At 70.9% G+C, this 11,847-nt stretch carries 11 protein-coding genes; 7 read left to right on the top strand and 4 right to left on the bottom strand.

Annotated features, from left to right (window positions below):
* Positions 1-11: 11 nt before the first annotated feature.
* Entirely contained in the window at positions 12-1,274 is a 1,263-nt protein-coding gene (locus tag KUM49_RS21540) for a sugar ABC transporter permease (RefSeq protein ID WP_254401574.1), read from the top strand.
* Positions 1,275-1,459: 185 nt separating this feature from the next.
* On the opposite strand, the gene KUM49_RS21545 is transcribed toward KUM49_RS21540, so the two are convergent.
* Positions 1,460-3,175, bottom strand: coding sequence for an ATP-dependent DNA helicase RecQ (locus KUM49_RS21545; RefSeq protein WP_217238519.1), 1,716 nt, complete (start codon positions 3,173-3,175; stop codon positions 1,460-1,462).
* A 191-nt stretch (positions 3,176-3,366) separates the two neighbouring features.
* The gene (locus tag KUM49_RS21550) at positions 3,367-5,364 is read right to left on the bottom strand and encodes a heavy metal translocating P-type ATPase (protein ID WP_217238520.1); all 1,998 of its coding nucleotides are present in this window, start codon (positions 5,362-5,364) and stop codon (positions 3,367-3,369) included.
* A gap of 275 nt (positions 5,365-5,639) precedes the next feature.
* Here KUM49_RS21550 and KUM49_RS21555 point away from each other — a divergent pair, with 275 nt between their 5' ends.
* Positions 5,640-5,942, top strand: a complete 303-nt coding sequence (locus KUM49_RS21555; protein ID WP_217238521.1) for a hypothetical protein — start codon at positions 5,640-5,642, stop codon at positions 5,940-5,942.
* Positions 5,943-6,077: 135 nt separating this feature from the next.
* Positions 6,078-6,398: a helix-turn-helix transcriptional regulator gene (locus tag KUM49_RS48510; RefSeq protein WP_217238522.1), complete on the top strand. Its 321-nt coding sequence runs from the start codon at positions 6,078-6,080 to the stop codon at positions 6,396-6,398.
* 21 nt (positions 6,399-6,419) lie between these two features.
* Here KUM49_RS48510 and KUM49_RS50295 read toward each other — a convergent pair whose 3' ends face one another.
* Both KUM49_RS50295 and KUM49_RS21570 read right to left on the bottom strand, forming a co-directional pair.
* Positions 6,420-7,604 carry a GTP-binding protein gene (locus KUM49_RS50295; protein WP_217238523.1) on the bottom strand — a complete coding sequence of 395 codons (1,185 nt, stop codon included), beginning with the start codon at positions 7,602-7,604 and terminating at the stop codon, positions 6,420-6,422.
* Between the two features lie 11 nt (positions 7,605-7,615).
* Positions 7,616-7,993 (bottom strand): hypothetical protein, encoded by a 378-nt coding sequence (locus tag KUM49_RS21570; RefSeq protein WP_217238524.1) that lies wholly within the window; start codon positions 7,991-7,993, stop codon positions 7,616-7,618.
* Positions 7,994-8,236: 243 nt separating this feature from the next.
* On the opposite strand from KUM49_RS21570, the gene KUM49_RS21575 reads away from it, so the two are divergent.
* The 4 genes from KUM49_RS21575 (at position 8,237) to KUM49_RS21590 (ending at position 11,660) form a co-directional block, all read left to right on the top strand.
* Positions 8,237-9,172, top strand: a complete 936-nt coding sequence (locus KUM49_RS21575) for a metal ABC transporter solute-binding protein, Zn/Mn family (protein WP_217238525.1) — start codon at positions 8,237-8,239, stop codon at positions 9,170-9,172.
* Positions 9,173-9,183: 11 nt separating this feature from the next.
* Positions 9,184-10,038 (top strand): metal ABC transporter ATP-binding protein, encoded by an 855-nt coding sequence (locus tag KUM49_RS21580; protein WP_374200186.1) that lies wholly within the window; start codon positions 9,184-9,186, stop codon positions 10,036-10,038.
* The gene (locus tag KUM49_RS21585; RefSeq protein WP_217238526.1) at positions 10,035-10,916 is read left to right on the top strand and encodes a metal ABC transporter permease; all 882 of its coding nucleotides are present in this window, start codon (positions 10,035-10,037) and stop codon (positions 10,914-10,916) included. Before KUM49_RS21580 ends, KUM49_RS21585 begins: the two co-directional genes overlap by 4 nt.
* 171 nt (positions 10,917-11,087) lie before the next feature.
* Positions 11,088-11,660, top strand: a complete 573-nt coding sequence (locus KUM49_RS21590; protein ID WP_217238527.1) for a DM13 domain-containing protein — start codon at positions 11,088-11,090, stop codon at positions 11,658-11,660.
* Positions 11,661-11,847 lie beyond the last annotated feature (187 nt).

Here is an 11,847-nt window from a genome sequence, read left to right on the forward strand (position 1 = left end):
GGACGCGCAACATGGCGGACAACACGCAGCCCGAGCCCGCCGCGCCCACCGCCCGGACCCGTCAGCCGCGCCGCGGGCAGGCCGTCACCCGTGCCGTGCAGGGCTGGGGTGGCGTCGTCCGGCACAAGCTGAGCGCCGGCGAACTGGGCTCGCTCCCTGTCGTCCTCGTCCTCGCCACGGTCTGGATCATCTTCCAGGCCCTCAACGAGAACTTCCTCTCGCCCCGGAACCTGTCCAATCTCAGCGTGGACATCGTCGGCACGGGCTTGATCGCGGTCGGGATCGTCTTCGTGCTGCTGCTCGGTGAGCTCGATCTGTCGGTCGGCTCGATCAGCGGTCTCGCGGCTGCCGTCTTCGCCGTATTGAACGTGAACAACGGCGTGCCGGAATGGCTCGCCCTCATCATCGCCGTGCTCGCGGGCACCGCGGCGGGAACCGTTCAGGGCTACTCCTTCGCCAGGACCCGGGTACCGGCCTTCGTCGTCACGCTGGCGGGACTGCTCACGTGGAACGGCTTCATGCTCTACATCCTCGGGACCAGCGGCACCATCAACCTCGACGAGAACGGGCTGGTGGCCAAGCTGACCAGCCACTACTTCACCCATGACGGCGCCGCCTACGGACTGGCGGCGGCCGCGGCGGGTGCGGTCTTCCTCGTGTCCCACCAGGACAGACGGCGGCGCATGGCCGTCGGCATGCCGCACCGCTCCCTCCGCGGGATCGGAGCGCGCACGGGAGCGCTCGCGGTGATCGCGTTCGCGGCGGCGTACGTGCTCAACCGGTTCCAGGGCCTGCCGCTCGCCCTCCTGCTGTTCCTCGTCCTCGTGGCCGGCCTCGACGTCGTTCTCCGCCGCACGCACTACGGGCGGCAGGTCTACGCGCTGGGCGGCGGTGTCGAGGCGGCCCGCCGCGCCAGCCTCAGTGTGACCCGGGTACAGACCGCGGTACTCGCGGTCTCCGGCACCATGGCCGGGATCGGCGGCCTGTTCCTGGCCTCGCGGATCACCTCCGTGAGCCAGAACTCCGGCTCCGGCATCCTGCTGCTCAACGCCATCGCCGCGGCCGTCATCGGCGGCGCGAGCCTGTTCGGTGGACGCGGCTCGACGTGGAACGCGGTGCTCGGCATCCTGGTCATCCAGTCGATCGCCTCGGGCATGTCGATCACGGACACGCCCACCGCCGTCCAGTTCATCATCACCGGCGGAGTGCTCTTCGCCGCGGTGGTCATCGACTCCCTGTCCCGGCGGTCGCACGAGGCTCACGGGCGGGCATGAAGGTCCGGGGGCGCCCTCAGTCGTCGGACTCGCCGTCGCCCTCCGGCTCGCGCCGGGCGCCATCGACACCCTCCAGCGGCTTGCCCGCCGTCGTGCCGTGCTCGGACCGGTAGCCTCGTGGCTGTGCGCCCGGTCGTAGCGGACTTTCGGAGTCCCCTGCGACCAACACCGCAAACGGTGCCGCGTCACGTCGCCGACCGGTCCTGACCCGGCCTGCGCAGCACCGTGAGCAAGCCGTCCCGGGTGGCCAGCGCCTCGAGGGACAGCGTGTGGTAACCGGCGTGGTCGAACAGAACAGTGATGCGGTCCCGGTCCTCGCTCAGCACCGTGCCCTCGCCCCATTGCTCATGCCGTACCTCGGTCCCGACGGGATACGTTGCCGCCGCGGGGTGGGCGGTCGGCTCCCCGTGCCCCTTCTCGGCGCCCTCCTCGTCGCCCTCCTCGTCACACGTGTCGCAGTTCCCGCACGATGCCGCGTACTCCTCTCCGAAGTAGCCGAGCAGGAAACGCCGCCTGCAGCCGGTCGTCTCGGCGTACGCCCGGGCCATCTCGACGCGTGACTTGTCGCTCCGGCGATGCGCCTGCGCGGCCTGCGCGGCCTGTTCCGCCGCCTGGCCGGGAGACACGCCGGGAGCCGGATGTATCTCGCCCTCGTCTCCCGTGGCGACGGCGTCGACCTCTTCCAGGAGATTCACCGCCGCGGTGACCCGGTTCCCGGACAGGCCCGTTTCCTGACGCAGCTCGTCCAGACCGGCGGGGTCTCCACGGCGGTCGTGGACGGCGTCGGCCACCTCGGACAGGGTGTCGCGCCCGGCGCCGCGGGCGGCGAAGTAGGTCTGCATACCCGTGTCCTGTGCGCGGTAGTGCAGCACGGCGAGGGCCCGACGGCCGTCCCTGCCGCAGCGGCCGATCTCCTGGTAGTAGGCGTCCAGGGAACCCGGCAGCGAGGCGTGGAGGACGAACCGTACGTCCTCCTTGTCGATGCCCATGCCGAACGCCGAGGTCGCCACCACGACGTCCGCCGCACCGGACAGGAAGGCGTCGTGGATCCGGGCGCGTTCGGTGGCGCGCAAGCCGGCGTGGTAGCCCTCGGCAGCCAGCCCCAGGGAGGCCAGTTCCGCGGCGTAGAACTCGCTGTCCTTGCGGGTCGCGGCGTAGACGATGCCCGGCTTCGGCTCCGTGGCGGCCCGCTCCACCAGCGCTCGGCGCCGGTCGTCCTCGTCGAGGAAGCGGCGGACCTCGAGCGTGATGTTCGGTCGGTCGAAGCCGGTCACCATCAGCCGAGGCCGACGCATGCCCAGGCGCTCGGTGATCTCCTTGCGCACCGGTGGCGCGGCGGTCGCGGTCAGAGCCAGTACCGGGGGTCTCCCCACCCGGCGTACCGCCTGTTCCAGGCGCAGGTAGTCGGGGCGGAAGTCGTGGCCCCATGAGGACACGCACTGGGCCTCGTCCACCACGAACAACGCGGGACGCACCGCGGCCAGCCGCTCCACCACCTCGTCCTTGGCCAGCTGCTCCGGCGACAGGTACATGAACCCCGCGTCGCCGCGACGTACCGCCTCCCAGGCGGCCTCCGTCCTGGCTGCCCCCAGGTCGGAATTGACCGCGACGGCACCAGGGGCGCGGTCGCCGTCCGGCAGGCCGGCGATCTGGTCCCGCTGCAGGGCCAGCAGCGGCGACACCACCACGACCGGTCCGGACAGCATCAGGGCGGGCACCTGGTAGACGGCGGACTTGCCGGATCCGGTCGGCATGACGACGAGGGTGTCCTCGCCCGCCAGCACCCATTCCATGGCCGTGAGCTGCTCGGGCAGGAGCGTGTCCCAGCCGAACACGTCCGCGGCGATCTCACGCAGGCGCGCGGCTCCCCCCTGCCCTGTCCGCGGTCCTTCGAGTCCCATGGCGCGCTCCCTCACTGCTCGTGCGGACGCGGTGCGGAAGGTCGCGCCCATGGCGCCCCCTGAGTACCCGCAGGGCCGGCGGACACGCTGTCATCATCCCCGGCAACGCGCCGGCCGCCCTGCTTCGGCCGGCTCCCCGACCCGGTCGGCACACCGGTCCGCCGGACGGTCGACGACGGAGTCGGCGTGTGTCACCTCACCGGCAGGCCCTGCGAGGCGGCCCGCTGCCAGGCCGCGTCCCTCAGTAGCCGCAGCCCGTTGAGGCCGACGATCACGGTGGACCCCTCGTGGCCCGCGACGCCGAGCGGCAGGGGCAGGGTGCCCGCGAGGTCCCAGACGACGAGGCCGGCGATGAACACTCCGGCGATCACGAGGTTCTGCACGACCAGCTGCCGGGCACGCCGGGAGAGGGCGATCACGGCGGGCACGGTGGCGAGTTCGTCGCGGACGATCACCGCGTCGGCGGTCTCCAGCGCGAGGTCGGAACCGGCCCGGCCCATGGCGACGCCGATGTGGGCGGCGGCCAGCGCCGGGGCGTCGTTGACGCCGTCCCCGACGACCAGGACCTTGCGGCCGGCGTCCTGAAGCTCCCTGACCGCCTGCACCTTGTGCTGCGGCAGCAGTCCGGCCCGCACATCCTCGATACCGACCTCGTCGGCCAGGCGCGCCGCCGCCCGCGGATTGTCGCCGGTCAGCAGTACGGGCGTGGTGCCGGTGAGCGCCGTGAGGGATACGACCGTGGCGGCGGCGTCCGGGCGCAGACGGTCGGCGATTCCCAGGACGCCGACCGGCACACCGTCGGCTGTGACAAGGACGGCGGTACGCCCCTCCTCCTCCAACTCGGCGGCCAGGGTCACCGCGTGAGCGGCTGCCGCGTCGGACGCCCCGTCGAGCACCCGGGCCGGTGCACCCACCGCGACCACTCGTCCGTCGATGGTGGCGGTCACTCCCACGCCGGGCGTGGAGGTGAAGTCCTCCGCGGGTGACAGCCGCAGGCCGCGCTCTCGCGCCGCCTCCACCACGGCCCGCGCCAGCGGATGCTCGCTCGGATGCTCGGCCGCGGCCGCGAGCGCCAGCAACTCCCGCTCCCCCAGCCCCGGTCCGGCCAGCGGCCGGACATCGGTGACCCTCGGCACGCCCTCGGTCAGCGTGCCGGTCTTGTCCAGGGCTACCGCGTCGACCTGCCCGAGCCGCTCCATCACCACCGCCGACTTGACCAGCACGCCACGCCGTCCGGCGTTGGCGATGGCCGACAGCAGGGGCGGCATGGTGGCCAGCACGACCGCGCACGGCGACGCCACGATCATGAAGGTCATGGCCCGCAACAGCGCCTCGCTCAGTTCCTCACCGAAGGCGAGCGGGACGAGGAAGACGGCGAGCGTCGCCGCGACCATGCCGAGTGAGTAGCGCTGTTCGACCTTCTCGATGAACAGCTGGGTGGGTGCCTTGGTCTCGGACGCCTCCTCCACCATCCGCACGATCCGCGCGATCACCGTGTCGGAGGCGTCACGTTCGACGCGGACGCGCAGCGCGCCGGTGCCGTTGAGGGTGCCCGCGAACACCTCGTCGCCGGGCTCCTTCGCGACGGGGAGCGGTTCGCCGGTGATGGTCGCCTGGTCGACCTCGCTGGTCCCGTCCAGGACGCGGCCGTCACCGCCGACGCGTTCGCCGGGTCGTACGAGGATGGTGTCCCCGACCGCCAACTCCGCGGCGGGGACGGCCTGTTCGCCGCCGTCCGGGGTCAGCCGGGTGGCCGTGGCGGGGGCCAGGTCCAGCAGGCCGCGGACCGAGTCTGCGGTACGGGCCGTGGCCAATGCCTCGAGGGCGCCGGAGGTGGCGAAGATGACGATCAGCAGGGCGCCGTCCATCACCTGACCGATCGCCGCGGCGCCGAGCGCGGCGACGACCATCAGCAGGTCCACGTCGAGGGTCTTGTCCTTCAGCGCCTTCAGGCCCTCCCAGCCCGGCTCCCACCCGCCGGTGACGTACGCCAGCGCGTACAGCGGGCCCCACAGCCAGGCCGGCGTGCCGGTCAGGTGCAGCGGCAGCGCGAGCAGGAAGGAGACGGTGGCCGCACCAGCCCAGCGCACCTCGGGCAGCGCCAGGATCCGCGTGCGCCGGCGGGGCGCACCAGCTTTCCGTACGGGCGCGGCCAGGCCGGCCGGAGACGGACTGAGGGTGGAGGTCATCGGAGTGGAAGGTCCTTCACGAGGGGGCATATGAGGGCATAAGGGCACGCGGCGCACCGCCGCTCCCGCACTCTCCACACCATACAGGAACACATGAATACCCATTCATTTCTTCATGGACAGTGAGCCTCAGGCTCCCACGGGCCGCTCCACCAGGCGGCGTGAGCGGTTGAACCCCGAACAACACATGCATGAATCGCCATATGTTAATGTCGCCATGTACGGCCTGCGGAGCACTAGCCGCAGGGACCCAAGAGCACCAGCGGGAGCACCACATGACCAGCGCCACCGAGCACCGCACCCACGACAGCCACACGCACACCCACGGCGAGGGCTGCGGCCACGTCGCCCTCCCCCACGGCGATCACACCGACTACGCGCATGACGGCCACGTCCACCGGGTCCACGAGGACCATGTCGACGAGTGCGCGAACGCGAGCCACGCCGCCCACGAAGGTCACGACCACGAGCACGGCGAGAGCTGCGGCCATGTCGCCGTCCCGCACGAGGACCACGTCGACTACGTCCACGACGGCCACCGCCACGCCTCCCACGACGGGCACTGGGACGATCACTGACCGGGCCGGCGCGTCGCGCGCCAGGGAAGCCGGAGTCGGAGTCGGAGCCGGAGTCGGAGCCGGGGTCGGAGCCGGGGTCGGAGTAGGTAAAGCGAACGTCAAGCGAAAACCATTGTCACATGCTAATGTGTGCATGTGACACCCACTCCGCCCTCCTCGACACCCTCGACCGACGAGCCGCTACGCGACCTTCAGGCCGCCAGTGACCTGCTGAAGGCGCTGGCGGCTCCGGTCCGCCTCGGCATCGTGCGCGAACTGTCCCAGGGCAAGAAGTACGTTCACGAACTGGTCACCGCCCTCGGGGTGAGTCAGCCGCTGGTCTCCCAGCACCTGCGGGTGCTGCGCAACTCCCGGATCGTGACGACCCGGCGCCAGGCCCGCGAGATCCAGTACTGCCTCAACGACGACCACATCGCCCACATCGTGCTGGACGCGATCCGGCACGCACAGGAGTAGGCCCCTTCCCGACAGGCGAGGTCACCGGGGGTCAGCACTGCCGAGGAGCGGATCCGGGACCGCCGTCCATCCGGCCCGCCCGTGGGACAGCTCCGCGACCGTGAGCAGGGCCGCGTCCAGAGCCTCCCGGATCTCCTGCCCGGCGAGGGTGATGCCGGTCAGGGCGATCTCGTTGCGGCGTTCGCCGTAGTAGTCGTCCCAGAACCAGGAAGCGAGAGTGCGGCGTTGCGGGGAAGCGGCCGCCCAGGCTGCCGCGTCCAGCGGCTCCAGCCAGCGGTCCGCCTCCCTCAACTCCAGGGATGCCCCGGCCGAACACCAGGTCACGACCGCGTCCGGACGGCTGCACAGCCACAGGTGGCCCCGGCCGCGGACGACACCCCGCATCACCACGGGAAGCGCGTCCGCCAGCCGCCCCGGATGCAGGGGGCGACGGGACCGCCAGAGCACCGACTCCACTCCGCGGTCGGCGTCGCATCGCGCACGCGGTACCGTCACCGGCTCCAGCCGTGCCCGCCACTCGCCCTCGACACCTGAAGGCACGGCCCGCATCAGCGAGGCCCGCGACTCGGGCCCGGCTCCCTCCAGGCCCGATGTCACCAGGCGGGCACGTGCGTTGAGATGAGAGGCCACCGCGGCGGCAGCGGGCGCCTGCTCCTCGTCCTCACTCGCGGAACCCGGCACGATCAGCACGTCCGCCGCCTCCACCTGGCGAACGGCGGCCTCGGCCGGGCTCAGGGCCTCACCGCGCTCGCGTCCGTTCCACAGCCGTACCGCCTGATGGACGCATCCGATGTCCACCATGAACGACGCCGGCTCGACACCGACCACCACAGGTGCCGATTCGTAGGAGTCCCCGAGATAACCGCTGGCGACGCGCGCACGCCACAACTCCACCAGGAACGGCAGGACATCAACGTCTCCCGGCAGGGCGAGAACCACGTGCACCGGCCCGGAGCCGCGCCGCAGGGACATCAGATCCTGGCGGAGAATCACCACCGGGTCGCCCGTGGCACTCCATGACGCCTCCCGGACGGACGCGTCGTGGCCCGACAGGAAACGCTGGACGACCGGATACCCCTTGTCGCGCCCCTGGATGGACACGGACAGCAGCACGGCGCGCGGGGAGAGCCGCCGCAACCGGTCGACGACATCGGCCCGGATGCCGGGAGTGTTGCCGGCCACCACGCTCAACAGACCCTTGGGCACACCCTGGTCCCTCAGTTGAGGCGGGCGACGTGCTGGGGGGCGGGCGCCGCGCGGAGCCGGTCGGGCAGCGTGCCGTCGTCGGGCATTCCGGCCCGCAGCCAGGTGCCGACCGCTTCGGCGTCGGCCGCGGTGACGAGCGGACCGAGCCGTACGACGGCACCGGCGGGCCTGCGATCCGCCGTGCACGGTTGCACGGCCGCATGGAGTCCGCGGTCGCGTCGGCAGTGCAGAACCTTCGCCAGGCAGCCGGTGGAGACCAGGACGCCGTGGGGGCAGCCGCGGACTGCCCGGCGCAGCCCGTCCATCAGCCGGCTGGTCCCGGCGTGGCAGGACGCGCAGACGACGAGGGTGAACGGACGGCTCCGACGGCCGTGTGCGGCGTCATCCATGCCCGGCCCCCTCTCAGTTATTGAAAATGGTTTCCATTTGTATAGCACACCCCGGGCGTCCGGACGAGACCCTCCTCGCCGCGAGCACCGCGAGCGTCAAGCCTTGGCAATGGTTTTCATATCGATCGGTTTCAGCCATGTTCTGACATTCATTTCCATCTAGCGTGTCGCATGTCCGGTCCACTCCGGGCTGACCAGCTCCCGGGAACACCCCTGTTTCCGCCCGTCCGTGAAGGACCACCCATGCCCATGCCCCCGTCCCGGCGCCTCGCCCTGGTCACCGGCGCCTCCCTGGTCCTCCTGGCAGGCTGCGGCAGTTCGTCGGACTCCGGCAGCGACGGGAACGCCTCCCAGCGCCCGGCCTCCTCGTCCTTGATCCCAGTGGTCGCCTCGACGAACGTCTACGGCGACATCGTCGAGCAGATAGGCGGGGCGAAGGTCGACGTCACGTCGGTCATCAGCGACCCCGACCAGGACCCGCACTCCTACGAGGCCAACACCCAGAACCAGCTGGCGCTGTCCAAGGCGAAGGTCGTCGTCGAGAACGGCGGCGGCTACGACGACTTCATCGACCGCATGCTGAAGAGCAGCAACTCCTCCGCCGAAGTGATCAACGCCGTCAAGGTCTCCGGCAAGACCGCCCCCAAGGGCGGAGAGCTCAACGAGCACGTCTGGTACGACTTCCCCACCGTGCGCAAGATCGCCGACAACGTGGCCGCCGCCCTGGGCAAGGCCGACCCCGGCAGCGCCGCCGCGTTCACCAAGAACGCCGAGACCTTCAAGGCGAAGCTCCAGCCGCTGGAGACCAAGGAAACCCAGATCAAGAAGGACCACGGCGGCGAGGCCGTCGCCATCACCGAGCCCGTGCCGCTGTACATGATCGACGCGAGCGGTCTGGTGAACAAGACGCCCGCGGAGTTCAGCGAGGCCATCGAGGAGGGGGACGACGTCTCCCCCAAGATCCTCCAGGCGACGCTGGCCCAGTTCACGGACAAGCAGGTCAAGGCTCTGGTCTACAACGAGCAGACCTCCGGCCCGCAGACCGAGAAGGCGGAGGCCGCCGCCAAGGCGGCCGGAATCCCCGTCGTGCCCGTGACCGAGACCCTGCCGCAGGGCAAGGACTACCTCGGCTGGATGACCGCCAACGTCGACGCGCTCGCGAGCGCGCTGGACAAGTGAGGCAGCCGGGTGTGGCCTCCGTACCCCAGGCCCGCCAGGGTGAGCCCGACACCGGCACGGTGATCAGTCTGCGCGGGGCGGCCGTGTCCTACGGCGAGCGCGTGGTGTGGCAGGGCCTCGACCTGGACGTACGGCCCGGGGAGTTCGTGGCCGTCCTCGGGCCGAACGGCTCGGGCAAGACCAGCTTCGTACGGGCTCTGCTGGGCCGGCAGCCCCTGTCCGCCGGAACACTGTCCGTCCTGGGCCGGCCCCCGCGCGAGGCACGCCGGCACCTCGGCTACGTCCCCCAGCAGGCGGAACTCTCCGCGCAGGCCATGCTGCGCGCCCGCGACCTCGTTCGCTTCGGGATCGACGGCCACCTCTTCGGACCACGGCTGCGCACCGGCGCCGTCCGCCGTCGCGTGGACGAGATCCTGGAGTCGGTCGGGGCCTCGGATTACGCCGACGTCCCCCTCGCCCGACTGTCCGGAGGCGAGCGGCAGCGCGTGCGCATCGGCCAGGCGCTGGCGACCGATCCGCGAATCCTGCTGTGCGACGAACCGCTGCTCTCCCTCGACCTGAACCACCAGCGGGCCGTCACCGAACTGGTGGACGCCCGCCGCCGCTCCCACGACACCGCGGTGATCTTCGTGACCCACGAGATCAACCCGGTCCTCGGCCTGGTCGACCGGGTGCTGTACCTGGCACGGGGCGGTCACCGGGTCGGCACACCGGAGGAGGTGCTGACCTCCGAGTCGCTGACACGGCTGTACGGCACGCGGGTCGACGTCGTCCGCGTCCAGGGCCGTGTCGTGGTCGTCGGAGCCCCCGACGAGACGGCCGCACCACCGCACCACCCCCATGAGACCGAGGAATCGCGCACATGACGCTCGCCGACGGAGTCTGGCACCAGATCTTCAGCTTCGAGAACTACGGCGAACTCCTCGCGCTGGTGCGCAACTCCCTCATCGCAGGCGCCGCGCTCGGCCTCGTCGGCGGTCTGGCCGGGGTCTTCGTCATCATGCGCGACCTGCCCTTCGCGGTGCACGGCATCAGCGAGCTGTCCTTCGCGGGCGCGTCGGCAGCACTGCTGTTGGGGGTGAACATCGCGGGAGGCTCGATCGTCGGCTCGCTCCTTGCGGCGGGCGTGATCGGCTTCCTGGGTGCGCGCGCCCGCGACCGCAACTCGGTCATCGGCATCATCATGCCGTTCGGCCTCGGTCTGGGCGTGCTCTTCCTCGCCCTCTACAAGGGCCGGGCGGCCAACAAGTTCGGCCTGCTGACCGGCCAGATCGTCGCCGTCGACACCCCGCAGACGACGTGGCTGCTCGGCACCTCCGCCGTCGTCCTTCTCGCCCTGGCGATCGTGTGGCGGCCGCTCACCTTCGCCAGCGCCGACCCGGACGTGGCCGAAGCTCGCGGCGTACCCGTGCGCGCGCTGTCCTTCGCCTTCATGGTCGTGCTCGGCCTCGCGGTCGCCCTGTCGGTGCAGATCGTCGGCGCACTGCTCGTCCTCAGCCTCCTCGTCACCCCCGCCGCGGCCGCCGCCCGCGTCACCGCTTCGCCGGTACTGCTGCCGCTGCTCAGCGTCGTCTTCGCCGTGCTCTCGATCGAGGGCGGCATCCTGCTCGCGCTGGGCAGCAGCATCCCCATCAGCCCCTACGTCACGACGATCTCCTTCACGATCTACGCCGTCTGCCGCCTGCTCGGCAGCTACCGCTCCCAGCGCCGGGGAGCCAGGAGAGCGGCACCGCAGCCGGCGTGACGGACCTGGTTCGGCTTCCGGGCGGGCAGTTTCATCAGATCCGGGATCGACTGGCTCGATCAGGTGGTCGGACGACGTAAGACTTCCGTCATCTCTGCGGGGTTACGGGACATCCGCCCTGCTGCGTTGAATGGGGCGGAGATCAGGCGACTCTCAAGAGGTGGGGCGGGGATGGGGCGCGTGCGGAAGGTACTGACCGGGCGTTTGGCCGTCGGAGCACTGGTGCTGGCGATCGCCGGGGCCGGCTTCGGACTGTACTGGTTCCAGCCGTGGAAGCTGTGGCAGGACGAGACCGTCGACGAGGCTCTGCCCGGGGTCGTGCAGGCCTCCGAGCCTCCTGCGGCGGCACCCTCCGGAAAGCCCTCCGAGGCGCCTTCCCCGCCCGCTCGGCCGCAGGCGCTGGCGAGCGGTGAGCTGATCAGCCACGAGCACGCGACATCGGGCAGTGTGAAGCTCGTACGGCTGGCCGACGGCTCCCACGTCGTCCGGCTGGAGAACCTCGACACCAGCAACGGGCCTGACCTGCGCGTGTGGTTGACCGACGCGCCGGTGAAGGCGGGGAAGGCCGGCTGGCACGTCTTCGACGACGGGGAGTACGTGAGCCTCGGCAGACTCAAGGGCAACAAGGGAAGCCAGAACTACACCCTTCCCGATGACATCGACGCCGCCCGCTACACCAGCGTCAGCATCTGGTGCGACCGCTTCGACGTGTCCTTCGGTGCCGCCGAACTCGCCCGCGCCTGACACCGGGGGACGGTGGGAGGCGATCCCGAGTATCAGAAGACAGGCGCCGGATCCGCCACCATCCGTGCGGCACTCAAGTCCGCCAAGGACGCGGGCGGGCACTTCGTCACCTCCTCGGGCATCCGAGCCACCACCCGCGATTCGGCGACCCGCCGTGCGGGGGTACCAGGCTCCCGCACGGTCCGCC

Origin of the sequence: Streptomyces sp. AC555_RSS877, assembly GCF_019049245.1 — a bacterium.
GTDB lineage: Bacteria > Actinomycetota > Actinomycetes > Streptomycetales > Streptomycetaceae > Streptomyces.